Annotated in this window: 19 protein-coding genes; 10 read left to right on the forward strand and 9 right to left on the reverse strand. The window is 74.4% G+C overall.

The features are described 5' to 3' along the window. Positions 1-98 precede the first annotated feature (98 nt). Genes JQN83_RS05685 through JQN83_RS05705 form a run of 5 tightly spaced genes read right to left on the reverse strand, consistent with a single transcriptional unit; the run spans position 99 to position 4,285 of the window. A complete protein-coding gene (locus tag JQN83_RS05685; RefSeq protein ID WP_244251840.1) occupies positions 99-1,091 on the reverse strand; it encodes a quinone oxidoreductase family protein in 993 nt (330 codons plus the stop codon). Continuing rightward, positions 1,091-1,453 (reverse strand): hypothetical protein, encoded by a 363-nt coding sequence (locus JQN83_RS05690; protein WP_208565987.1) that lies wholly within the window; start codon positions 1,451-1,453, stop codon positions 1,091-1,093. The genes JQN83_RS05685 and JQN83_RS05690 overlap by 1 nt, the downstream gene beginning before the upstream one ends. Then, positions 1,450-2,313, reverse strand: a complete 864-nt coding sequence (locus tag JQN83_RS05695) for a DODA-type extradiol aromatic ring-opening family dioxygenase (RefSeq protein ID WP_145920058.1) — start codon at positions 2,311-2,313, stop codon at positions 1,450-1,452. Before JQN83_RS05695 ends, JQN83_RS05690 begins: the two co-directional genes overlap by 4 nt. 32 nt (positions 2,314-2,345) lie before the next feature. After that, positions 2,346-3,143, reverse strand: coding sequence for a citryl-CoA lyase (locus tag JQN83_RS05700; protein WP_208565988.1), 798 nt, complete (start codon positions 3,141-3,143; stop codon positions 2,346-2,348). Continuing rightward, on the reverse strand, positions 3,125-4,285 hold the full coding sequence (locus JQN83_RS05705; RefSeq protein WP_208565989.1) for a CaiB/BaiF CoA transferase family protein: 1,161 nt from the start codon (positions 4,283-4,285) through the stop codon (positions 3,125-3,127). The genes JQN83_RS05700 and JQN83_RS05705 overlap by 19 nt, the downstream gene beginning before the upstream one ends. A gap of 249 nt (positions 4,286-4,534) precedes the next feature. Here JQN83_RS05705 and JQN83_RS05710 point away from each other — a divergent pair, with 249 nt between their 5' ends. Beyond that, entirely contained in the window at positions 4,535-5,995 is a 1,461-nt protein-coding gene (locus JQN83_RS05710; protein ID WP_208565990.1) for an amidohydrolase family protein, read from the forward strand. Positions 5,996-6,057: 62 nt separating this feature from the next. Further along, positions 6,058-6,876: an IclR family transcriptional regulator domain-containing protein gene (locus tag JQN83_RS05715; protein WP_208565991.1), complete on the forward strand. Its 819-nt coding sequence runs from the start codon at positions 6,058-6,060 to the stop codon at positions 6,874-6,876. Here JQN83_RS05715 and JQN83_RS05720 read toward each other — a convergent pair. Continuing rightward, complete coding sequence (locus JQN83_RS05720) at positions 6,807-7,505, reverse strand: TetR/AcrR family transcriptional regulator (protein ID WP_208565992.1); 699 nt, start codon at positions 7,503-7,505, stop codon at positions 6,807-6,809. The two genes, JQN83_RS05715 and JQN83_RS05720, sit on opposite strands and share 70 nt — an antisense overlap. 191 nt (positions 7,506-7,696) lie before the next feature. On the opposite strand from JQN83_RS05720, the gene JQN83_RS05725 reads away from it, so the two are divergent. Together JQN83_RS05725 and JQN83_RS05730 are read left to right on the forward strand one after the other, a co-directional pair. Then, positions 7,697-8,863 carry an acyl-CoA dehydrogenase family protein gene (locus tag JQN83_RS05725; RefSeq protein ID WP_208565993.1) on the forward strand — a complete coding sequence of 389 codons (1,167 nt, stop codon included), beginning with the start codon at positions 7,697-7,699 and terminating at the stop codon, positions 8,861-8,863. Further along, positions 8,853-9,992, forward strand: a complete 1,140-nt coding sequence (locus JQN83_RS05730) for a CaiB/BaiF CoA transferase family protein (protein ID WP_208565994.1) — start codon at positions 8,853-8,855, stop codon at positions 9,990-9,992. Before JQN83_RS05725 ends, JQN83_RS05730 begins: the two co-directional genes overlap by 11 nt. A gap of 13 nt (positions 9,993-10,005) precedes the next feature. Here the strand turns inward: JQN83_RS05730 and JQN83_RS05735 are convergent, their stop codons facing one another. After that, positions 10,006-10,653, reverse strand: a complete 648-nt coding sequence (locus tag JQN83_RS05735; RefSeq protein WP_208565995.1) for a DUF2238 domain-containing protein — start codon at positions 10,651-10,653, stop codon at positions 10,006-10,008. A 258-nt stretch (positions 10,654-10,911) separates the two neighbouring features. On the opposite strand from JQN83_RS05735, the gene JQN83_RS05740 reads away from it, so the two are divergent. The 3 genes from JQN83_RS05740 (at position 10,912) to JQN83_RS05750 (ending at position 14,554) form a co-directional block, all read left to right on the forward strand. After that, positions 10,912-12,522 carry an RICIN domain-containing protein gene (locus JQN83_RS05740; protein ID WP_208565996.1) on the forward strand — a complete coding sequence of 537 codons (1,611 nt, stop codon included), beginning with the start codon at positions 10,912-10,914 and terminating at the stop codon, positions 12,520-12,522. Between the two features lie 230 nt (positions 12,523-12,752). Next, positions 12,753-13,730, forward strand: a complete 978-nt coding sequence (locus JQN83_RS05745) for an ATP-binding cassette domain-containing protein (protein ID WP_208565997.1) — start codon at positions 12,753-12,755, stop codon at positions 13,728-13,730. Further along, entirely contained in the window at positions 13,727-14,554 is an 828-nt protein-coding gene (locus JQN83_RS05750; protein WP_208565998.1) for an ABC transporter permease, read from the forward strand. Before JQN83_RS05745 ends, JQN83_RS05750 begins: the two co-directional genes overlap by 4 nt. Here JQN83_RS05750 and JQN83_RS05755 read toward each other — a convergent pair. After that, the gene (locus JQN83_RS05755) at positions 14,514-17,732 is read right to left on the reverse strand and encodes an ATP-binding protein (RefSeq protein ID WP_208565999.1); all 3,219 of its coding nucleotides are present in this window, start codon (positions 17,730-17,732) and stop codon (positions 14,514-14,516) included. The two genes, JQN83_RS05750 and JQN83_RS05755, sit on opposite strands and share 41 nt — an antisense overlap. A 48-nt stretch (positions 17,733-17,780) precedes the next feature. Beyond that, on the reverse strand, positions 17,781-18,905 hold the full coding sequence (locus JQN83_RS05760; RefSeq protein ID WP_244251841.1) for a hypothetical protein: 1,125 nt from the start codon (positions 18,903-18,905) through the stop codon (positions 17,781-17,783). Positions 18,906-19,175: 270 nt separating this feature from the next. Here JQN83_RS05760 and JQN83_RS05765 point away from each other — a divergent pair, with 270 nt between their 5' ends. The 3 genes from JQN83_RS05765 (at position 19,176) to JQN83_RS05775 (ending at position 23,441) form a co-directional block, all read left to right on the forward strand. Further along, positions 19,176-20,822 (forward strand): ABC transporter ATP-binding protein, encoded by a 1,647-nt coding sequence (locus tag JQN83_RS05765; RefSeq protein ID WP_208566454.1) that lies wholly within the window; start codon positions 19,176-19,178, stop codon positions 20,820-20,822. Next, positions 20,819-22,552, forward strand: coding sequence for an ABC transporter ATP-binding protein (locus tag JQN83_RS05770; protein ID WP_208566000.1), 1,734 nt, complete (start codon positions 20,819-20,821; stop codon positions 22,550-22,552). The genes JQN83_RS05765 and JQN83_RS05770 overlap by 4 nt, the downstream gene beginning before the upstream one ends. 184 nt (positions 22,553-22,736) lie before the next feature. Beyond that, positions 22,737-23,441 (forward strand): VOC family protein, encoded by a 705-nt coding sequence (locus tag JQN83_RS05775; RefSeq protein ID WP_208566001.1) that lies wholly within the window; start codon positions 22,737-22,739, stop codon positions 23,439-23,441. Positions 23,442-23,451: the final 10 nt, after the last annotated feature.

The raw sequence follows: 23,451 nt of genomic DNA on the forward strand, positions 1-23,451 counted from the left end.
AGCGACCTGCTCCCGCCCGCAGCCGACGGCATCGCCGGTCGGCCGGATGGAAGCCGACCGGCCGACGCCGCCGCCGACGGGCTGCACGGAGCGGACGGTCAGCCCGGGGGCACCAGCACGAACCGGCCGGCGGTGGTGCCGGCGCGCTGGTCGGCCCAGGCCTGCGCCGCCTCGGCCAGCGGCCGTACCTGGTGGGTGACGGTCAGCCGACCGGCGGCGGCGTGCCCGGCGACCAGGGCGATCGCCGTGGCGCGTTCGGCGGCGGTCAGCTCGTTGTTGGTGTAGCCCAGGATCCGCAACGACCCGCCGCGCAGGGTCGCCGAGTCGATCGTCGCGGTCGGTGCGGCCGAGCCGCCGAGGTTGACCAGCCGGCCACCCGGGGCCAGGGCGCGCAGGGCCGCCGCGGCGGGCACCCCGAACAGGGGGTCCAGCACCAGGTCCACCGGGCCGGCGGCGGCCTGCCGGAACCGCCGGGCAAGGGTCTCCGGCTCGTCGGTGTCGGCGAGCCGGACCACCGCGTCCGCGCCGCAGCGGCGGGCGGAGTAGACGGCGGCGTCGGACCGGCAGGCCGCGACCACCCGGCCCGCCCCGGCGAGCCGGGCGAGTTGCACCGCGGCCTGACCGACCGTGCCACCGGCGGCCAGCACCAGCACCACCTCACCGGGGCGCAGGCCACCCCGCAGGGTCAACGCCGCCCAGGCGGCGACCGCCGAGAGCCCGAGGGCAGCCACCAGGCAGTGGTCGGCGTCGTCCGGCAGCACGACCGGGTCGGCGGCGGGAACCACCGCGTACCCGGCCAGGCTGCCGTCACCGGGGGCCAGTCCCGCCCGGGTCGGGAACCAGACCGGGGTGCCGTCGTCGAGGGTGCCCACGCCCTGCACCCCGGGGACGTACGGCAGCGCCGGGGCGCCCAGGTAGGAGGTGCCCGAGGCGCAGAGCAGGTCCAGCGGGGTCAGCGGGGCGGCGGTGACCCGTACCCGCACCTCGCCTTCGGCCGGCACCGGGCGGGGGCGGGTGACCACCTCGGGTGGCTCGCCGTGACCGGTGACGACGACGGCGGGCATCGATGCGGCGTCGGGTCCGGCGGTCATCAGGTGGCGATGTCCGGGTAGGGCAGCGAGAAGTGGGCCAACCGCAGGCCGTACTGCTTCTGGTAGGCCATCGGCTCGTCGTGGTCCCGCTCGAACATGGCGATGAACAGGGTCAAGGTCAGGAACGGGTGGGCGCCGAGAGCGAAGAGTCGGACGTGGTCGTGGCTGGCCAGCGCGTCGCGTTCCTCGTCGGTGAACCGCAGCCAGGTGCTCGCCTCACCGGTGGTGCAGTTCAGCACGGCATTGGCGCGTTCGGCCTCCCACCAGGCGACCGTGGCGTGCGGGTCGGTGCGGTAGCGCTCGACCAGCTCCGGATCGCGGTCGACGGTGTAGAGGAACTTGTCGACCAGGTAGCGGCTCATGCCGGCGCTCCGTTCGGATACCAGGTGAAGTACGCCTCCATGGTGTGGAACAGGTCCAGGGTGTCCACGTGGTCGGCCTTGGCCCCCGCACCGGCCACCCCCATCATCAGCATGAAGTCCATGAAGCCGTGGGTGGCGTTGCCGGGGGCGTGCAGGCTGTCCAGGGTCACCTCGGACAGGCAGCCGTCGAGGTCGCCGTTGGCGATCCACTCCACCGCCCGGCGGTCGAACTCCGGGTCGGGGCCCTGCGGGCCGAACTGGCGGGGCCCGCCCAGCTCCAACGACAGGTGGCCGGTGCCGATGACGGCCACCCGCAGGTGGCTGGGCCAGCTCTCGACGATCTCCCGGATGGCCGCGCCGAGCTGCACGAACCGTTTCGGCTGCGGCAGCGGCGGGGCGAAGATGTTGGTGTAGATCGGCACGATCGGCAGGTCCGCCTCGGGCCGCAGCGTGATGATCGGGCAGGTGATGCTGTGGTCGATGCGCAGCTCGTTGCTGAACGCCAGGTCGAAACCGGCGTCCAGGCCGGCCCGCAGCACGTGGGCCGAGAGGTCCTCCTGGCCGCGCAGCAGCATCCGGGGCAGCCCGAACTCGCGTTCCTCGTTGTACCAGTTGGCGTCGTAGAACGGGGCCTTGCCGACCAGGAACTGCGGCATGTTGTCCAGCCAGAGCTGGTGGAAGTGGTCCGAGCCGACCATGACCAGCACGTCCGGTCTGGCCCGGGTGAGGGTCTCCCGGAAGGCGAGGATCTTGCGGGCCCACTCGTCGGCGAACGGGGGCCGGTCCTCGCCGGTGGCGGTGGTGGCGCGGTAGTAGAACGGGTGGTGGGTGGAGGCGATGACCGCGACGACCTGGGCCATGGCCGCTCCTCTCGCAGACGGTGGGGTGGGGATCAGTCGGCGTCGTCCGGCACGTACCGGGCGTTGCGGTCGACGGTGCGGTAGATGTCCATGCCGAGCGGGCGGCGGCGTTCCTCGGCGAGGTGGCCGAGCAGGCCGGCGGTGCGGGCCAGCAGCGCGAAGCCGCGCAGCAGGTCGATGGGCAGGCCGAGGTCGGCCAGGGCCGCGCCGCACACCCCCGCGCCGTTGAGCGGCAGGGTGCGGCCGAGCACCTGCGGGTGGACCCGGCCGATCGCCTCGAACAGCCGCAGGTGCGGCCCGCGCAGCCCTTCCTGCTCGGCGATCGCGATCAGCACCGGGGTGCGCGGGTCGGTCTCCTTGTGCACCGGGTGGCCGAGCCCCGGCACCAGGCGCTTGGCGGCGCGGGCGGCGCGGACCGCGTCCAGGGCGACGGCGTCCCAGCCGGCGTCGTCGGTGGGTGTCTCGGTGAGACCGGCGAGGGTGTCGGCGAGGAACCGGCCGCAGTCCTCGGTGACGCCGAGGAAGCGGGAGCCGCCGCCGAGCAGTCCGGCGGCGATCGCGCCCTGCAACGCCTCCGGCGCGCTGAGGTACGTCAGCCGGGCGGCGATCGCGGTGGGGGTGAAGCCGTGGTCGGCCAGGGCCACCAGGACGGTCTCGAAGACGCGGACCTCGCCGGGGCCGGGGCGACGCCCGGCGACCAGCCAGAAGGCCAGTTCACCGAAGCCCACCCGGCCCATCAGGTCGCCGGCCAGGTCCTGACCGAGCAGCCGGATGGTGGTCGGGTCGGAGGTGCCGATCGAGGTCGGGAAGTCTAGCTGCCGGTCAGCCACGCGCGGATCTCCTCGCCGTGTTCGTCGAGCGCGGGCGGCGGGGTGCCGTACCGCGCGGGGGTGTCCGAAAGGGTGATCGGGTGCCGGATGCCGGGGACCGCGGCGGGGCCCTCGCCGACGGTGACCACCGGGTCCAGCCCGAGGCGTTCGGCGAACGCGACGCCGCCGTCGATGGTGTTGATCGGGGCGCAGGGCACCCCGGCGGCCATCAGGTCGGTGAACCACTCGTCACGGGTGCGCCGGCGCAGCCGCTCAACCAGCAGCGGGCGCAGTGCCTCCCGGTTGGCGGTGCGGTCCTGGTTGCGGGTGAACCGGGGGTCGTCGACCAGTTCCGGCAGGTCGAGCACCTGGCAGAGCCGGCGGAACTGCCCGTCGTTGCCGGCGATCACGATCAGCTCGCCGTCGGCGACGGGCAACGGCTCGTACGGGAAGAGGCTGGGGTGGGCGTTTCCCATCCGGAAGGGCACCACCCCGCCCGCGACGTAGCCGCTGCTGTGGTTGACCAGCCCGGACAGGGCCGAGGAGAGCAGGTTGACCTCGACGTGTTGGCCGCGCCCCGAGTCGTGGCGGTGGTGCAGGGCGGCCAGGATGCCGATCGACGCGTGCAGCCCGGCCATCACGTCGAACACGGAGATGCCGGCCCGGTAGGGCGAGCCGTCCGGGTCGCCGGTGAGGCTCATCAGGCCGGAGATCGCCTGCACCATCAGGTCGTATCCGGGGTAGGCCGCGCCCGCGCCGGTGCCGAACCCGCTGATCGAGGCGTAGACCACCCGGGGGTTGCCGGCGGCCACGGTGTCGTAGTCGAGGGCGAAGCGGCGCAGCCCGCCGGGCTTGAAGTTCTCGATCAGGACGTCGGCCCGGGCGGCCAGCCGCTGGGCCACGGCCAGGTCGTCGGGGTCCTTCAGGTCGAGGGCGATGGACCGCTTGTTGCGGTTGATGCCCAGGTAGTAGGTGGAGACGTCGTCGCGGACCGGGGGCATCCAGGTGCGGGTGTCGTCGCCGCCGGGCCCCTCCACCTTGATCACCTCGGCGCCGAGGTCGGCCAGCAGCATGGTGGCGTACGGCCCGGCGAGGATGCGGGAGAAGTCGGCCACCACGACGCCGTGCAGCGGGCCGGTCCGGCCCGGTGTCTCCTCCGCCATGATCCACCCTCTCGTTGACCGCCAGGCGGACGAGTGTCCGCTCGATCAGTTTCCCGATGACTCTATGAGACGTCAACACCTCGACTAAATTCGAGGGAAACTCCCAGTTCCACGCGTTAGAAAGCAACCGGAGACACGACGGTAACGTGCTCTTGACATGGCCGGTGACCGGGAACACACTGGCGAAAACCTGATCTGACCGTAGAGCGGACAAGCGTCCGCAGGCACCCCGGAACGGAAGTGGCGGCGATGAGTGCGAACGAGGGGCGGACACCGGCGGCAGGCCAGCCGGTGGTCTTCCGCAACGGCCTGGTGCTGACCATGGACGACACCCACACGGTGCTCCCCCGCGCCGACGTGCTGGTGATCGACGACCGGATCGCCGCCGTCGGCGCGGAACTGGCCGTGCCGGAGGGCACCTGGGAGATCGACGCGGCCGGCGGCATCGTCATGCCCGGCATGATCGACACCCACCGGCACATGTGGCAGACCGCGATGCGCGGCTACGGTGCCGACTGGACGCTGACCCAGTACTTCGTCTGGTACTACCTGGAGTCCGGCAAGCTGTTCCGCCCCGAGGACGTCCACGCCGGCAACCTGCTCGCCGCCATCGAAGCGGTCGACGCCGGCGTCACCACCACCGTGGACTGGTCACACGGCCTACAGACCCCGCAGCACGCCGACGCCGCCGTCGACGCCCTGGAGGCGGTGCCGGGCCGGTTCGTGCTCGCCTACGGCAACCTGCAACAGGGGCCGTGGGAGTGGGCCACCACCCCCGAGTTCCGCGACTTCGTCACCCGTCGCATCCACGGCCGGGGTGACCGGCTCGGCTTCCAGATGGCCTTCGACGTCACCGGCGACCCGGCCTTCCCCGAGCGGGCCGCCTTCGAGGTGGCCCGGGACCTCGGCGTGCCGGTCACCACCCACGCCGGGGTGTGGGGGGCCACCAACGACGACGGCATCCGGCTGATGCACGAGCACGGGTTCATGACCGACTCGACGGTCTACGTGCACGCCGCCACCCTCAACCGCGACTCGTACCACCGGATCGCGGCCACCGGCGGCTCGGTCTCGGTGTCCACCGAGAGCGAGCAGAGCGCCGGCCAGGGCTACCCGCCCACCTGGCAGCTACGGCACCACGACATCCCGGTCTCGCTGTCCATGGACACCAGCGTCTGGTGGAGCGGGGACCTGTTCTCCGCGATGCGCGCCACGCTGAGCGCCGACCGGTCCCGGGAACACCTCGAGGCGCACGGTCGGCAGGAGACCGTCACCCACTGCCACCTGCGCGCCGAGCAGGTGGTGGAGTGGGCCACCCGGGGCGGCGCCCGGGCCCTGGGCCTCGACCACCTCGTCGGCGCCCTCACCCCGGGCCGCAAGGCGGACGTGGTGCTGATCAAGAACGACAACTCCCCGGTGATGTTCCCGATCCTGCACCCCTACGGCCACGTGGTGTTCCAGGCCCAGCGCGGCGACGTGCACACCGTGCTGATCGACGGCCGGCTGGTCAAGCACGAGCACCGGCTGGTCGGCGTCGACCTCGCCGCCGCCCGCGCCGCCGTCGGACGCACCGTCGAACACCTCACCGACACCATGGGCGTCGACGCGTGGGAGAAGGGGATGAACCCGGACGTCCCCGAGACGGCGGTGCTGGACAACCCGTACACCTACACCCAGTGGGACGCCGGCTCGGCGCAGTGGAAACAATAGCCATCCGACGCGCCCGGCGGGTGACCACTCGCCGGGCGCGGGGCAGCCAGCGAAGGGACTCCATGGGGCGCGAGGCCGGAACCGACTTCATCGAGGCACTGGCGCGCGGCCTCGACGTGCTGCGCTGCTTCCGTCCGGGCCAGCCGACGATGACCCTCAGCGAGATCGCGGCGGTGACCGGGCTGGCCCGCCCCACCGTGCGGCGCATCCTGCTCACCCTGGAGGAGTTGGGCTACGTCCGCACCGCCGACCGGGGCTTCGCGCTCACCCCCCGGGTGCTGGAGCTGGGCGTGGCCTACGTCAACTCGTTGAGCATCTGGGACGTGGCCCGCCCGCACATGCGACAGCTGGTGACCGAGACCGACGAGTCGACGTCGCTGGCCCAGCTCGACGGCAGCGACATCGTCTACGTGTCCCGGGTCGCGGTGCCCAAGATCGTCACGCTCGCGGTGACCATCGGCACCCGGTTCCCGGCCGTGGCCACCTCGATGGGCAAGGTGCTGCTGGCCGCCCTCACCCCGGCGGAACTCACCGCCGTACTGGCCGTGCCCGGCCGTTCCGGGATCACCGCCCGCTGGCGGCCGGACCGCGACGAGCTGGACCGGGAGCTGCGTGAGGTGCGGGCACGCGGCTGGGCCCTGGCCGACCAGGACCTGGCCGCCGGCATCCGGTCGATCGCCACCGGGGTACGCGACGGCGACGGCCGGGTGGTGGCCGCGCTCAACGTCACGGTGCACGCCGCCGAGACCTCACTGGAACGGCTCACCGACGAGCACCTGCCCCGCCTGCTGCGCACCGCCGCCGGGATCAGTCAGGACTGGGCCCGGCTCGACACCGTGCCGATGGCGGTGCAACGGCCCGATCCGGCTCCGCCCGCCTGAGCGGCCCCGGCCGGGCCGACGACCGCCGGATAGACCTGCTCCACGATGGTCAGCAGGGTGGCGGTCAGCAGCAGGTGCACCTGGTCACGGTCCAACGCGCCCCGCTGGAGCCACTCCCGGGCGGTCGCGGTGGCCAGCCCGCCGTACGCCCGGATCATGGCGCGCAGCTCGGCCCGGCGGACGGTCACGTCGGCCAGCCCCACCGCCACCAGGACGCTGTCCGCCGCGACCTCCTCGGCCTCGGTGAGCACCCGGGCGACGTCGGCGTCGTGGCCCATCCCCCCGGCGGTCACCGCGGCCAGCCAGGAATCGCGGTGCCGGGACACCACGTCGAGGAACCAGGTGACGCTGGCGTCGACCCGGGTGCGCAGGTCACCGGCGGGCAGCCGCTCGACGGCCACCCCGGGCACGGTCACCATCACCCGGACGACCTCCAGGTAGAGCTGCTTCTTGGTGCCGAAGTAGTGGTTGATCAGGCCCCGGGCCACCCCGGCCTCGCGGGCGACGTCGGTGGTGGACACGTCGGCGTAGGGGCGCGCGCCGAACAGCCGCACCGCGCAGGCGAGGATCTGCCCGCGCCGGGCGTCGGGCTCCAGCCGCCGTCGCCGTGATTCCGTGTCAACGCTCACCCGCCGCACCCTATCGGCAGGTCGGCGCGACACACCCCGGGCCGACGACGGGTCCCGTCAGCCGGGCGGCGGCGGCTGCGCCGGTGTCCCCGACCCGGTGCGGCACCGGTCCGCTCGGGCAGACCGGGCGGGCCACCGGACGATGATCAGGAATTGTTGACACGCCGCCAACAGGGCGTGAGGGTGTATCCATGCCGACGCCTGGACTCCACGACTACTCCCCACCGTGGCGCGCGCCCGAGCACGACGACCTCGCCGACCTGGCCCGTGACTTCTTCACCCGGGAGGTGCTGCCGCACACCGAACGGCTGCTGGCGCAGGGCCACCCGGACCGCGACCACTACCGGCGTGCCGGCGAGCTGGGCCTGCTCGGCCTGTCCGTGCCCGAGGAGTACGGCGGCGGAGGCGGCGGTTTCACCCACGAGGCGGTCCTGCTGCACGAGCAGGCGCACGTCGGGGAGAGCACCCTCGGCCTCGGCGTGCACAGCGGCATCGTCACCGGTTACCTGGTCGCCTACGGCAGTGCCGAACAGAAGCGCCGCTGGCTGCCCGGCCTGTGCCGCGGCGAACTGGTCGGGGCGATCGCGATGACCGAACCCGACGGCGGCTCCGACCTGCAGGCGATGCGGACCCGGGCCGTCCGCGACGGCGACGACTACCTGGTCACCGGGGCCAAGACGTTCATCAGCAACGGCGGCCTCGCGGACCTGCTCATCCTGGCCGTCAAGACCGACCCGACGCAACGGGCCGCCGGCATCTCCCTGCTGGTCTGCGAGGTCGCCGACGACCGGGCCGGGTTCCGGCGGGGCCGGCTGCTGTCCAAGATCGGGCTGCACGGCAACGACACCGCCGAGCTGTTCTTCGACGACCTGCGGGTGCCGGCGACGCACCTGCTCGGCGGGGCCGAAGGGCTCGGCTTCGGCCAGATGATGCGGCAACTGCCCCAGGAACGCCTGGTCATCGGCGTCGGGGCGGTCGCGGCGATGCAGCGGGCGGTGGAGCTGACCACCGCGTACGTCAAGGAACGCACCGCCTTCGGCAAACCGCTGATCGGCCACCAGAACACCCGGATGGTGCTGGCCGAGTGCGCCACCCGCACCCGGGTCAGCCGGGTCTTCCTCGACGACTGCATCGCCCGGCACGACCGGGGCGAGCTGGACGTGGCCACCGCGGCGATGGCGAAGGCCTGGCTCACCGAGGGGCAGTGCGAGGTCGTCGACCGCTGCCTGCAACTGTTCGGCGGCTACGGCTACACCACCGAGTACCCGATCGCCCGGATGTACGCCGACGCCCGGGTACAGAAGATCTACGGCGGCACCAACGAGATCATGAAGGAGCTGATCGCCCGTGCCCTCTGACCGCCGGCCCGACGCCACCGGGCCGCTGGCCGGGGTGCGGGTGGTGGAGCTGGCGAGCCTGGCCCCGGCCCCCTTCGGCTGCATGGTGCTGGCCGACCTCGGCGCGGACGTGGTGCGCGTCGACCGGCCCGGCGGCCCCGGCCCGGGACGCCTGGCCGCCCCGACGACCGGGCCGCTGCAGCGGGGCCGCCGGGTCACCACCCTGGACCTGAAGACCCCCGCCGGGGTGGCCGACCTGCTGCGCCTGGTCGAACGGGCCGACGTGCTGGTCGAGGCGTACCGGCCGGGGGTGGCCGAGCGGCTCGGTTTCGGGCCCCGGAACTGCCGGGACCGCAACCCCCGCCTGGTGTACGCCCGGTTGACCGGCTGGGGTCAGGACGGTCCGCTGGCCGCCCGCGCCGGGCACGACATCGACTACATCGCGGTGTCCGGCGCGCTGGAACCGCTGGGCCGTCCCGGTGAACGCCCGCACGCCCCGCTGAACCTGCTGGGCGACTTCGCCGGGGGTGGGATGCTGCTCGCCACCGGCGTGCTGGCCGCGCTGCTGGAACGGGAACGCTCCGGCCTCGGGCAGGTGGTCGACGCCGCGATGGTCGACGGGTCGGCGCTGCTCACCGCGTTCCTGCACGGGATGCTCGGCGACGGTCGGTGGTCCGCGCCCCGCGGTGCCAACCTGCTCGACGGCGGCGCCCCGTTCTACGACACCTACCGCACCGCCGACGACCGGTTCGTGGCGGTGGGCGCGTTGGAGCCGGCGTTCTACGCCGCCCTGCTGACCGGGCTGGGCCTGGCCGACGACCCGACGCTGCCCGCCCAGCACGACCCGGACGGCTGGCCGGAGCTGCGCCGCCGGTTCACCGCCCGGTTCGCCGAACGCACCCGCGACGAGTGGACGGCGGTCTTCGCCGACCTCGACGCCTGTGTCGCGCCGGTGCTCGCCCCCACCGAGGCGCACCGCCATCCGCACAACGCCGCCCGGGGCACCTTCGTCGCGGTGGGCGGCGAGGTGCAGCCGGCACCGGCACCCCGGTTCGCCCGGACGCCCGCCGCTGCGCCGCGCCCGGCACCGGACCCGGCGGACCCGCTGGACGTCGCCACCGTCCTCGACGACTGGGCCGACCGACCGTGACCTGCCCGGCCGGTCAGCCCACGGCGACGGCGGGAGCCGGGCGGGCGGGCGTCGCGGCCGGCAACTGACGGTCGTGCCACCGGCTGAGCAGGGTCAGCGAGGTGACCGCCCCGACCAGCGCGAGGAACATGTCCCACTGGGTGTCCCAGACGTCGCCCTGGGTGCCGAGGAAGTCGTCGGCGGCGGAGCCACCGGCCACCGAGGACCACCACTCGATCATCTCGAAGAAGGCGCTGAAGGCCAGGCAGGCGCAGACCACCAGCGGGGCGAGCCAGCGGCTGCCCCGCAACGGGGACCGGCGGACGAGGATCTCGCGGACCAGGATCGCCGGGACGAAGCCCTGCACGAAGTGCCCGAGCCGGTCGTACGGGTTGCGGGAGAGGTCGAGCGCGTCGCGTACCCAGTCGCCCAACGGGACCCGTGCGTAGGTCCAGTGCCCGCCCACGATGAGGATCAGCGCGTGCGCCGCCAGCAGGCAGCACAGCAGGGTGGTCAACGGGAACCGCCGCCACACCAGTAGCACCACCGGCACCCCGACGATCACCCAGACCGTCTCCAGCAGCCAGGTGAGCCGGTCGTACGGGTGCAGACCGGACAGCAGCAGCGCCACGACGACGAGGCCCAGCAGCACGGGCGGGACGAGCGTACGGGCCCGGGTCACGGCGACCACCTGTCCGGAGACGAGCAGGCGGCCCGGTCGCCGCCCGGCCGCTGACGATAACAGCGCCCCGCACCGCACCGGCACCGGCGGGCCGGTCGGCACGACGGCCACACGGGTGCCCCGGTCGGCGGACGGGACGGTGTCCCGGCCTGCCCGGATCGGCACTGATCGGCGAGCAATTGCCCGAATCTACCCCTGTCGATACGGTACAGCCGGAGGCCGCCCGTCCCGGCACCACACCCCCGCAGAAGGAGCCCCATGCCACCCGTCACCCCCACCCGGAGAGCCCGCGCCCGGCGACCCGGCCTGCTGGCCGTCACCGTCCTGGCCCTGGTCGCCACCGCCACCACCGTCGCCCCACCGGCCGCCTCGGCGGCCACCGTCGACCCCGGCGTGGACTACGTGCTCGTCAACCGCAACAGTGGCAAGGCGATGGACCTGTACGACTGGTCCACCGCCGACGGCGCACCGGTCAAGCAGTACACCCGCAACGACCTCGCCGTGCAGCGGTGGCGCTTCGTCGACGTCGGCAGCGGCTACCACCAGATCCGCTCGGCGCACAGCGGCAAGGTCCTCGAACTGCCCAACGCCCTCGACGGCACCGCCCTGGTGCAGAACCCGGCCGCCAGCGGCAACACCCGGCAGCACTTCCGGCTCGTCGACTCCACGGGCGGTTACGTCCGGCTGCTCAACCGGCACTCCGGCAAGGCCCTCGACGTGTGGGAACGGTCCACCGCCGACGGGGCGACCATCTCCCAGTACCAGGACCTCGACGGGGCCAACCAGCAGTGGCAGCTCGTCCGGCCGGGCGGCACGGCCGACTGCGGCAGCGGCGCGTTCCAGGCCGAGGCGGTGCTGGCCGGCGGCACCTGGACCGTCCGCAACGGTGGCACGACCGTGCACACCGGCACCGACCTGCGGGCCGCCGTGCAGGCCGCGGTGAACAGCCTCACCGCCGGGCGGACCAGCAAGCAGCGGGTGGTGGTGCGCGGCTCGGGCACGATGAGCGCCAACTCCCGCATCTCGCTGCCCAGCTACACCACCCTCGACGTGTGCGGGACGATCAACGTCACCGGCACCGGCTCGGGGGACCAGGCCCCCGTCTACTCCCGGGGCACCACCCAGGTCGAGGTGCAGCACCTCACCCTCACCGGCACCCCGCTCTACGGGGTCTTCCTGCGCAACGTCACCAACGTCGTGCTGGGGCAGCTCGACATGCGGCTCTCCGCCGGCCTCGGCGTCCGCATCGACAACCGGGGCGACACCAGCCAGTGGACCCGCAACGTGCGCATCGACACCGTGTACGTCTCGGGCGCCAGCTCGCACGCCGTCGAGACGTACGGGGTGGACGGGCTGACCGTGGGCACCGTCACCGCCCGCAACGTCGGCGAGTCCGGCCTGCTGCTCAACCAGACGATCAACGCCACCGTGTCCACCGTGGACGCCGAGAACGCCGGCACCGGCACCGGCTACGCCGCGTTCCGGATGGCCAACCGCAACGGCCGCATCGGCGACAGCTACCCGACCAACATCCGGGTCGGCACCGTCCGGGCCCGGGGCGGCGGCCGGGGTGTCTTCTGCGTCTCCGAGTCCGGCGGGGCGACGATCGACCGGGTCGACATCGCCAACACCGGCAACAACGCCGTGCTGATCGAGAACTGCTACGGGGTGAGCCTGGCCACCAACGGCGGCACGATCAGCGGCGGCGGCGAGGTGCGGCTGGCCGAACGCGCCGAGTTCCCCGGCAACCGGGACCTCACCCTGCGCAACTTCACCCTGGTCAACAACCGGATCGTGGAGAACCCCTGCGCCGACAACCTGACCATCAGCAACATCACCCTGACCAACTCGACCATCGTCCGCTGCTGACCCGACCCGCCGACGATCGCGCGGCCCCACCGCCGGTGGTGGGGCCGCCGCACCATCCCGCCGGGCCACGGCACCATACCCGGGGCGCCGCACCATCCCCCGGGCCACGGCACATCCCCGGGGCGCCGAAGCACCCCCCGGGCCGCCGAAGCACCCCCCTGCCGGCGGATGTCAGCCGGTGTCGGCGGCGTGTCGGCGCGGTGTCAGCCGACCGGCGCACGCTGCACGGCATGACAGCTGAACTGATGATCGAGGCCGAGGGCCTGGTCAAGTCCTTCGGCCGCACCCGGGCGTTGCAGGGGGTGGACCTCGCCGTGCCCCAGGGCACCGTGCTCGGGGTGCTCGGCCCGAACGGCGCCGGCAAGACCACCGCCGTGCGCATCCTGTCCACGCTGCTGGTCCCCGACGCCGGCACCGCCCGGATCAACGGCCTCGACGTGGTACGCCAGGCCGAGCGGGTCCGGCAGTCCATCGGCCTCACCGGCCAGTACGCCTCGGTCGACGAGGACCTGACCGGGCGGCAGAACCTGGAACTGTTCGGGACGCTGCTGGAACTCGGCCGGGCCGGCGCGCGACGGCGGGCAGCCGAACTGCTCGACTGGTTCGACCTGGCCGCCGCCGCGAACCGGCCGGCCAAGACCTACTCCGGCGGGATGCGCCGCCGGCTGGACCTGGCCGCCAGCCTGGTCGGCTCACCGGACGTGATCTTCCTGGACGAGCCGACCACCGGCCTCGACCCGGCCAAGCGCGAGGACATGTGGGACGTGGTCCGGTCGCTGGTGACCAACGGGGCGACCGTGCTGCTCACCACGCAGTACCTGGAGGAGGCCGACGCGCTGGCCGACGCCATCACGGTGATCGACCACGGCCGGGTCATCGCCCACGACACCCCGGACGGGCTCAAGCGGATCGTCGGCGGACAGACCCTGGAGGTACGCCCGACCGACCCGGCACAGCTGGCCCCGACGGCGGCGATCCTGTCCCGGGTGGGCTCCGGCGCACCCGCCGACGAGATCCGCCGGGGTGTGCTCGCGGTGCCGGTCGCCGACGACTCCGCGTTGACCGAGAGCGTCGCCCGGCTGGCCGCCGCCGGCATCGCGGTCACCGAACTCTCGCTGCACCTGCCGAGCCTCGACGAGGTCTTCTTCACCCTCACCGGCCGCACCGCGGCCGACGACGACACCACCCGTACGGAGGTCGCCGCATGAGCACCCTGACCGGTACCCCGCCCCGCACCGGGCCGACGCTGTCCACGGTCGTGGCGCAGCCCCGGCCGTTGCGGCTGCTGCGGCACTCGCTGGCGTTGGCCAAGCGCAGCCTGATCAAGACCTGGCGGACCCCGGAGGCGTTGATCGACGTCACCCTGCAACCGGTGCTGTTCCTGGTCATCTTCGTGTACGTCTTCGGTGGCGCGGTCGCCGGCTCCACCCACGACTACCTCCAGTACCTGCTGCCGGGCATCCTGGCGCAGACCATCGCCACCGGGTGCATCGCGATCGGTGTCAACCTCAACACCGACATCGCCAAGGGCATCTTCGACCGGTTCCGTTCGCTACCCGTCCCCCGGTCCGCACCGCTGGTCGGCGCGGTGTTCGGCGACGTGGTGCGGTACGTGATCGTGACCGTGTCGACGCTGGCGATCGGCTACCTGCTCGGCTTCCGGGTCGAGTCCGGCCCGGTGCAGGCCCTCGCCGGGTGCCTGCTCGCGGTGCTGTTCGCGCTCTGCCTGAGCTGGCTGCCGGTCTACGTCGGGATGAAGGTCCGCACGCCGGGCGCGGTGCAGGGGGTGATGTTCGCGCTGATCATGCCGTTGAGCTTCGCGTCCAACGTGTTCGTCGCCGCCGGCACCCTGCCGGGCTGGATGCAGGCGGTGGTGACGGTGAACCCGCTGACCCACCTGGTGACGGCGATGCGCGGACTGTTCCTCGGCACCCCGGTCGGCAACCACGTGTGGTGGACGCTGCTGTGGTGCGCCGGCTTCGTGGCGGTGTTCATGCCACTGGCGCTGCGGGCGTACCGTCGGCGGGTGTGATCCGGCCGAGCAGGTCGTCCATCAGCTCGCCGATGCGGGCGGCGGCCGCGGCGGCCGGCCGCGCCCGCCACCCGGCCAGCAACGGCTCCCGCCGCGCCTCGTCACCGAGGGCGGCGGTGAGCCGTTCCCCGATGCCCGACGGGAAGAACGCCGCCGAGTTGCTGCCCAGCCGGGTACCGAGCGCGAACAACTCCCGGGCGGTCCCGACGTCGTCGCGCCAGGCGGCGAGTTCGGCGCCACCCAACGCCCAGGTCCCGATCACCGGCAGATCCCGCGACGACAGCGCCTCCGCACCGGCGGCGGCCAGCAGGTCGGTGGCGCGGCCGTCGACGTCGCGCCGGGCGGCCGGCCAGACCTCGGCGATCCGCAGGCGCAGCACCGCCACCGCGACCCGCAGCACGACCCGGGGCTGCGGCGGCGGGCCGGTCCAGCCGGCCAGCGCGCGGACCACCGCGTCGGCGTGGTCGAGCGCCTCGGCGTGCCGCCCGCGCTGCCAGGCGAGGCGGGCCAACCCCAGGCCCGCCTGCGCGGTCTCCACCTCCTCGCCCTGACCGGGGGTCGCCGTCTCGACCAACCGCCGCTCGGCCGCCGGGTCACCGCGCAGCGCGAGCTGCACGTCCAGCACCACCCGGGCGGCGCGGACGTCCTGGGTGGCGCCGATCAGCTCCATGTGGTGCACGCCGCACGCCAGCCACTCGGTGGACCTGCCGTCGGTGGGGGTCAGGCCGTGTCCGACGACCTGCGCCGCCATCGCCATCCCCCAGTGGTCGCCGGCCGTCTCGAACCGACGGTACGCCTGCTCGGCGTCGGCCACCGAGGCCGCCGGCAGACCCCCGCTGTCCCCGATCGCCGCGCGGGCGAACAGGCCGAAGCCCTGCACGTACGGGTCGGGATGCTCGATCAGGGTGAAGGTGCCCGGCAGCGCCAACTCCGGGTCGAGATGGTCGAACGCCGGCAGCACCGAGGCGAGCACCGCGTGCCGGGAGGAGACCTCCCGGGGCCGCTCGGTCAACAGCCGGCGCAGGGCCCGGCGGGCGAGCACGGCGAGCCGGAGCGGGCCGGTGATGCCGGCGTTGACCACCACCAGCAGGCACATCCAGGCCAGCCGGTCGGCGTCGGGCAACGGCCGACCGCCGCCCCGGCCGGAGACGATCGCCGAGCCGCGTCGCCGCCCGGGGGCGTCCAGGTGCAGCAGGCCCCGGGACCAGCCGGAGACCTCCAGGTGCAGGCCCCGTACCGCCCACAGGTGGAACAGCGGGGTGGCGATGTCCACCACGGCCGGTTCGTCGTCGTGCCCGAGCGCCCACCGCAGGCCGGCGACGAGGTTGTCCTGCTCGGCGGCGCACCTGGCGAACGCGTCGAGCTGGTCGGGGCCGATGAACCGGTCGAGCAGCCCGGTCGCCTGCCGTCGGGCCCAGCCGACCAGGCCGGCCATGGCGGTGGCGCGGTCACCGGCGGCGTCGAGCCGGGCCTCGCCGTACTCGCGGACGGTCTCCAGCATCCGGTAGCGGGGTGGGCCGTCGCTCTCGACGAGGCTCAGCAGGGACTGTTCGACCAGCCGCGCCAACCCACGCCGGACGTCGGGGACACCGGCGACGGCGGCGGCGAGGTCGGCGGTGAACGGGGCGGGGACCACCGCGACCCGCTGGAGCAGGTCCCGGTCGGCGGGGGCGAGGAGTTCCCGGCTCCAGTCGACCATCGCCCACAGGCTCGCGTGCCGCTCCGGCAGGCCACGCAGAGCGGCGTCGAGCAGGGCGAACCGGTCGGTCAGCCCGGCGAGCACGTCGTCGATCGGCATGTGCCGCAGCCGCGCCGCGGCCAGTTCGAGGGCCAGCGGCAGGTTGTCCAGCCGGTGACACAGCGCCAACGTGCGGTCGGTGTCCCCGGTGGGCACCGCACCACCGGCACGGGCCCGGGACTCGACCAGGGCCACCGCGTCGGCGTCGGGCAGCACGGCCAACCGGTGCACCCGTTCACCGGCCAGCCCCAGCGGCGCCCGGCTGGTCGCCAGCACGGTCACCTCCGGTGGGCACACCGCGACCAGGTCCGCGACGACGGCCGCCACCGGATCCAGGAGGTGTTCACAGTTGTCCAGCACCACCAGGCCGTCGAGGTCCGGCGCGAGGGCACGCAGCCGCTCCTGCGGGGTGAGCACCCGCCGGTCGAGACCCAGGGGGCCGCCGGCCGTCGTGGTGTCCGCCCCGCCGAGAGCAGCCAGGACGGTGGGCAGCACCTCCTCGGGGGCCCGCAGGCCGGCGAGTTCGATCACCCGGGCCGGTCGTCCGGCCGCCACCGCCCGGCGTACCACCTCGGCGGCGAGCCGGGTCTTGCCCGCGCCACCGGTGGCCACGACGGTCACCAGCACCGCCTCGGTCAGCGCCACCTCCACCGCCTCGACGTCGTGCTCCCGGCCGACGAGCGCCGTCGCCGGCCGCCGCCACGCGGCCGGCAGGGCGGTGCGGGTCGACGTGACCGGCGACGCCGGGCCGGTCGGGGCGGTCAGTTCACCCCGCAGCAACGCCAGGTGGACCTGGTTGATCACCGGCGACGGGTCGGTGCCGTAGCGGTCGGCCAGTTCGGTGCGCAACCGCGCGACCACCTCCAGGGCCTCGGCGTCGCGCCCCTGGGCGGCGAGCATCCGGACCAGCAGGGCGGCCGACGGCTCGTCCGGCGGGGTCCGCGCGACGAGCCGCCGCAGGTCACTGTCGTCATACGGGCCGGGGCCGGTCAACGCCGCCTCGGCGCGCAACGCGACGACGTCGACGAACAGCCGGCTGGTCTCCTCGGTGTCCCAGGCCGGGACCTCGGGGAACAGCACCCGGGCCGCGTCGGCGGCGTCCCGGGCGGCCGGCCCGGCACCGTCACGCAGGGCGGCCCGGCCCCGCTCCAGCAGCGACCGGGCCCGGACCGCGTCGACGGTGACCTGTTCGGCGGGCAACCGGTAGCCACCCGGCACCGCGAGCACCGGCAGCCCGAGCCGGCGTACCCGGGAGACCAGGGCCTGCACCGCGCCGGTCGCGTCGTCCGGGGGCGTGCCGTCCCACACCGCGTCCACCAGCAACGGGGTGGAGACCGCCCGGCCCCGCGCGTCGACCAGCGTGCGGATCACGGCGGCGAGCCGTTCGCCCCGGACCGGTCGGCCGTCGACGGCGAGCGGGCCGAGGATGCTGATCTGCACGGGTCCAGCATCCCTCACCGGGACACCCGGCCGTCGCCGTCCCCCGCTTCAGTGGCGGGTCCGCCGCGCCCGGACCACCCCGACCAGCGCCGCCAGCAGCAGGCCGGCGACGATCACCCCGACCCCCAGCAGCAGCGACCGGGTCCCGTCGACGCCGGACCGGGCAACGGCGGTGGCGGTCGCGCCCGGGGACGCCGCTGTCGGGGCACCACTGGACGCCGCTGTCGGGGCTCCGTCGGACGCCGTCGGGGCGGGCGGGGACGACACGGCCGGCGTGGGGGCCGCCGGGCGGGCGTAACGCAGCACCGTCGGCCGGGTGCCGGGTGGCTGACCGGCGGTCTCGGAGACGGTGAGCAGCCAGCGGCCGTCGCGGCTGTAGCTGACCGACTCGCCCTGCGGCTCGTCGGGCAGCGCCACGGTCCGGGGCGTGCCGCCGGTCAGCGCGGCCACCACGTCGCCGCCGGTCACCTCGTACTCGAAGGCGTCGGCGTAGGTGCGCAGCACGACCCGGCGGCCGTCCGGGGCGACGGCCCCGCCGGTGACCAGCCGACGGCCGAAGAACGAGTACGGGTTCGGGGTCGTGGTGAGTGGCAACCGGACCTGCCCGGCCAGCGTCAACGGCACCGTCGCGCCGGCCCGCAGCGGCCCGGCCGGCAGGTAGACGCCGGCGCTGCCGCCCTGCTTGGTCACCAGCACCGGCCGGCCGGCCCCGTCGAGCAGCAGCGCCTCCGCGTCGTGCGCCCCGTCGGGGTACGCCAGGCGGTGCAGCACCGGCCGGCGGGCCCCGGGCGCGAGCTTCCACAGCGCCACCGTCGACCGGGTCCGGTCGTTGTCGCCGGTGTCGGCGACCCAGACCGTGCCGTCCGCGCCGACCGCCAGGTCCTCGGTGTCGCGGGGCCGCGACGGGTAGGCCACCGTGCGCACCACCGCACACCGGGTGTCGAGGAAGAAGATGCGCCGCCGGGACGCCTCGTCGGCGCCGTCGTTGACCATCACGAACCCGGAGTCGGTGGCGACCATGCCGGAGATCTCGGTCAGCCGCCCGTCGCGGACCCGGCACACCGTGGCCGGTGCCGCCGCACGCGCCGGGTCGGGGACGGCCACCGTCGCCGTGCCGACGACGAGCAGCGTGGTGAGCAGCGACGACAAGCGGGTTGCCGGCCGCCGCGTCATCGCCCCTCCCCCGCCCTGGCCGGCGGCCCCCCGCCGACGATCCGAGCACAGGAGCTTGCCGGTCGCCGTACGCCGCGTCAATGCCGCCACCCCGCCGGGCACTGAGGTGTACGCCACCGCGCCGTGGCCGCGTACGGGCCGGTGCGGCCGACGGCCGGTGACTAGCCTGGGTCGGTGCCTCCACGCCTGCCCCACCCGGACCCGGGCACCCCGGACACGGCGGGGCCGCTGCGGTACATCTGGTGGCTGGTCCGCTGCCAACCGTGGCGGGTGCTGCGCGGGTCACTGTTCGGCACGGTCTGGATGGTGGGGTTGTCGGTGCGGCCGTTCCTGGTCGCCCGTGCCGTCGACGACGGGCTGCGCACCGGCGACACCGGGGCGTTGCTCGGCTGGGTCGCCGCGATCGTCGTCGCCGGGGCCGCGCTGGCCTGGGCGGGCATCATGCGGCACCGGACCATGACGTTCATCCGCGAGGACGCCAGCGCCCGCTCGGCGGCCGTGCTGCTGCGGCAACTCGCCCGGGTCGGGGCGGTGCTACCCCGCCGGCTCGCCGCCGGGGACGTCGCCACCGTCGGCGGGTACGACATCGTGCGCACCTCACAGGTGCTGACGCTGACCGGCCCCGGGGTGGGCGCGGTGCTAGCGTACGCGGTCGCGGCGGTGGTGCTCTGGTCGATCGACCCGGTGCTGGCGCTGGTGACGCTGCTCGGGGTGCCGGTGATCGCGCTGGTCGTCGGCCCGCTGCTGCGCCGGCTGGAGCGGGCCGAGGCGGTCTACCGGCAACAGCAGGGCGAGCTGACCACCCGGGCCGACGACATCGTCGCCGGCCTGCGGGTGCTCGCCGGGGTGGGCGGCCGGCACCTGTTCGCCCGCCGGTACGCCGCCCGGTCGCAACGGCTGCGGGCCGAGGGCTACCGGGTCGGTGCGGTGCTCAGCTGGGTCGACGCGCTGACCGCCGTCATCCCCGGGCTGTTCCTCGCCGTGGTGGTGTGGCTGGCCGCCCGCACGGCCGCGGCGGGCGAGATCACCGTCGGGCAACTGGTGGCCGTCTACGGCTACGTGGCGGTGCTCATCGTGCCGGTCTGGTTCCTGCTGGAGGGCAGCTACCAGTTGATCCAGGGCCGGGTCGCCGCCCGGCGGATCGTCGACCTGCTCCGGCTCGCCCCCGACCCGGTGGGCGGCCCGGCGACCTGTCCCGCCCCGGCCGGCCCGGCCCCGCTGCACGACCCGGACAGCGGGCTGACGGTCCCGGTGGGCCGGTTGATCGGCGTCGCCGCCGACGACCCGGGCGACGCGGCGGCCCTGGCCGACCGGCTGGGCCGGTACGTCACCGGCGCGGTCACCTGGGGCGGGGTCCCGCTGACGGCCGTCGACCTCGACGAGGTGCGCTCCCGCATCCTGGTCGCCGACCACGACGGGTACCTCTTCGCCGGGACGCTGCGGCAGATCCTCGCCGGTCCACACGGCACCGTCGACGACGCCCGGATCGACGCGGCGTTGCACGTGGCATCGGCCCGCGACGTCGTCGAGGGGCTGCCCGACGGTCTCGACGCCCCGGTCGGGGACCGGGCCCGTACCCTCTCCGGCGGTCAGCGGCAGCGGGTCCGGCTGGCCCGCGCCCTGCTCGCCGACCCGGAGGTGCTGATCCTGGTCGACCCGACGTCGGCGGTGGACGCGCACACCGAGGCCCGGGTGGCGCAGCGCCTGCGGCAGGCCCGGACGGGCCGCACGACGGTGCTGCTGAGCACCTCACCGGTGCTGCTCGGACACGCCGACACGGTCGCCCACCTGCGCGCCGGCCGGATCACCGGCACCGGGACGCACACCGCGCTGCTGGCCGCCGACCCGGACTACCGGCGGCTGGTCTGGCGGACCAGCGGCACCGACGACACGCCGGTGGGGCGGGCCGGACGATGACGAAGCTCCCGGTCGCGAGTGCGGCGGTGGTCCGGCGGGCCGCCCGCGACGTGCTCGCCGGTGACCGGTGGGCGGTCGTCGGGGTGCTGGCGTTGCACAGCGCCGCCGCCCTCGCCGGGCTGGCCGCGCCGTGGCTGATCGGGCGGATCGTCGACCAGGTCACCGCCGGGGCCGGGGCGGGCGCGGTGGACCGGCTGGCGCTGGCCATCGGCGGTTGCGTGCTGGTGCAGGGGCTGCTCGCCCGCTACGCCCAGTACGCCGGGCACCGGTTCGGTGAGCGGGCCGTGGCGCGGCTGCGCGAGGACTTCGTGACCCGCCTGCTCGGGCTGCCCGTCTCGGTGGTCGAGCACGCCGGCACCGGTGACCTGGCCACCCGCAGCTCGGTGGACGTGTCCACGGTGGGCACCATGCTGCGTGACGTGGTGCCGGTGCTGGTCATCGCGGGCACCCAGTTGACGCTGCTGTTCGGCGCGGTGTTCCTGCTGGACCCGCTGCTCGGCCTGGTCGCGCTCGCCGGGTTCCCGTCGATCGGGTTGGCGGTCCACCGGTACCTGCGCCGGGCCACCCCGGCCTACCTGGCCGAGGGGGCGGCGACGGCGGAGCTGACCGAGGCGCTGACCACGACCGCCGAGGGTGCCCGTACCGTCGAGGCGTTGCGGCTGGGCCGTGACCGGGTCGCCCACGGCACCGCCCGCATCGGCGCGGTGTGGACCACCCGGCGGGCCACACTCGCCCTGCGGTCGGTGTTCTTTCCGCTGGTGGAGGGCAGCTATCCGCTCCCGATCGCCGCCGTGCTGCTCACCGGGGGTGTCCTGCTGTCGCGCGGACGGGTCAGCCTGGGTGAGGTGGTCGCCGCCGCGCTCTACCTGCAACAGGCGATCGACCCGCTGGACCGGCTGTTGCTGTGGGTGGAGCAGGCGCAGCGCGGCGTCGCCTCGTACGCCCGGGTGCTCGGGGTGGGGCAGGTGCCGCCGGAGCCCCGGGGCCGGGCGGCCCTGCCCACCGGGCGCGTGGTGCAGGTGCGGGGGGCGACGTTCCGGTACGCGGGCGGCCCGCAGGTGCTGCACGGCATCGACCTGACGGTCGCGGCGGGCGAACGGCTGGCCGTGGTCGGCCCGTCCGGGGCGGGCAAGTCCACCCTGGCCCGGTTGCTCGCCGGCATCGACGTGCCCGCCCGGGGGGTGGTGAGCCTCGGCGGGGTCCCGGTCACCGACCTCGACCCGGCCGAACGCCGCCGCCGGATCGCCCTGGTCACCCAGGAGCACCACGTCTTCCTCGGTACGTTGCGGGACAACCTGGTGTTCGCCGCGCCGGGCGGCACCGACGCGCAGTTGCGGGCCGCACTGGCGGCGGTGGGGGCCGACTGGTTCGCCGACCTGCCGGACGGCCTCGACACCCCGCTCGGGGCCGGGGTGCGCGACCTGGGCCCGGCCGAGGCCCAACAGTTGGCGTTGGCCCGGCTCGTCCTGGCCGACCCGGACATCCTGATCCTCGACGAGGCGACCGCCGCGCTGGACCCGACGACCGCCCGGCGCACCGAGCGGGCGCTCGGTGCGGTGCTGGCCGGCCGGACGGTGGTCGCCATCGCGCACCGGCTCAACACCGCGCACGACGCCGACCGGGTGGCGGTGTTGGAGGACGGCCGGATCACCGAGATCGGCCGGCACGACGACCTGGTCGCCAGCGACGGCGTCTACGCGTCCCTGTGGCGTTCCTGGCACGGCCACTGACCGGGCACCCGCCGGGCGCCGGCGGCTGGGGCGGGCAGCTGAGGGCGCGAGACCGACGCGACGGGCGGGGCTGGGGCGCGCGACCGGGCTGGCACGGCGGGCGGGGATCGGGCCGTAGCGCGCTCCGGTCGGGGCCCGGCGATATTGCCTTGTCGCCGCACCGGCCGGTGTCTACGGTGCGGTGATGCTCTCGGGACCCCTGACGTTGACCCTCGACGCCCGACATCCGACCCGACTGGCGCGCTTCTGGGCCGGCCTGCTCGACCGGGAGGTCGTCGAGGACGCCACCGGTGGGGCGCTCCTGCCCGGCACGGACACCCAGCTCGGCCTCCGGTTCGTCCCGAGCCCTACCCGCAAGGCCGGCCCGAACCGGATGCACCTGCACCTGACCAGCACCAGCCCCGACGACCAGCAGCGGCAGGTGGCGACCGCGCTGGACCTCGGCGGCGCCCACCTCGACGTCGGGCAGCGACCCGAGGAGGGGCACATCGTGCTGGCCGACCCCGAGGGCAACGAGTTCTGCGTCATCGAGGCGGACAACAACTTCCTCGCCGGTTGCGGTCCACTCGGGGAAATCGCCTGCGACGGCACCCGGGCGGTCGGTCTCTTCTGGAGCGCGGCGTTGGGCTGGCCGCTGGTCTGGGACCAGGACCAGGAGACCGCCGTCCAGTCACCGCACGGCGGCACGAAGATCGCCTGGGGTGGTCCGCCCGTGGCTCCCAGGCAGGGCCGCAACCGGCAGCGACTGGACCTCACCCCCGAGGGCGACCAGCAGGCGGAGGTCGACCGACTGGTCGCCCTCGGGGCCACCCGGCTGGATGCCGGCGCGGACGGCGACATCGTGCTGGCCGATCCGGACGGCAACGAGTTCTGCGTGACGGCGAGCTGATCACCCGGGC

The organism is Micromonospora antibiotica (genome assembly GCF_017599305.1).
Taxonomy (GTDB): domain Bacteria; phylum Actinomycetota; class Actinomycetes; order Mycobacteriales; family Micromonosporaceae; genus Micromonospora; species Micromonospora antibiotica.

Excerpts from the sequence above, each read along its gene's own strand:
- JQN83_RS05685 (WP_244251840.1), bottom strand. The coding sequence starts at position 1,091 with ATGACCGCCGGACCCGACGCCGCATCGATGCCCGCCGTCGTCGTCACC.
- JQN83_RS05690 (WP_208565987.1), bottom strand. The coding sequence starts at position 1,453 with ATGAGCCGCTACCTGGTCGACAAGTTCCTCTACACCGTCGACCGCGAT.
- JQN83_RS05695 (WP_145920058.1), bottom strand. The coding sequence starts at position 2,313 with ATGGCCCAGGTCGTCGCGGTCATCGCCTCCACCCACCACCCGTTCTAC.
- JQN83_RS05705 (WP_208565989.1), bottom strand. The coding sequence starts at position 4,285 with ATGGCGGAGGAGACACCGGGCCGGACCGGCCCGCTGCACGGCGTCGTG.
- JQN83_RS05710 (WP_208565990.1), top strand. The coding sequence starts at position 4,535 with ATGAGTGCGAACGAGGGGCGGACACCGGCGGCAGGCCAGCCGGTGGTC.
- JQN83_RS05715 (WP_208565991.1), top strand. The coding sequence starts at position 6,058 with ATGGGGCGCGAGGCCGGAACCGACTTCATCGAGGCACTGGCGCGCGGC.
- JQN83_RS05725 (WP_208565993.1), top strand. The coding sequence starts at position 7,697 with ATGCCGACGCCTGGACTCCACGACTACTCCCCACCGTGGCGCGCGCCC.
- JQN83_RS05740 (WP_208565996.1), top strand. The coding sequence starts at position 10,912 with ATGCCACCCGTCACCCCCACCCGGAGAGCCCGCGCCCGGCGACCCGGC.
- JQN83_RS05745 (WP_208565997.1), top strand. The coding sequence starts at position 12,753 with ATGACAGCTGAACTGATGATCGAGGCCGAGGGCCTGGTCAAGTCCTTC.
- JQN83_RS05750 (WP_208565998.1), top strand. The coding sequence starts at position 13,727 with ATGAGCACCCTGACCGGTACCCCGCCCCGCACCGGGCCGACGCTGTCC.
- JQN83_RS05760 (WP_244251841.1), bottom strand. The coding sequence starts at position 18,905 with ATGACGCGGCGGCCGGCAACCCGCTTGTCGTCGCTGCTCACCACGCTG.
- JQN83_RS05770 (WP_208566000.1), top strand. The coding sequence starts at position 20,819 with ATGACGAAGCTCCCGGTCGCGAGTGCGGCGGTGGTCCGGCGGGCCGCC.
- JQN83_RS05775 (WP_208566001.1), top strand. The coding sequence starts at position 22,737 with ATGCTCTCGGGACCCCTGACGTTGACCCTCGACGCCCGACATCCGACC.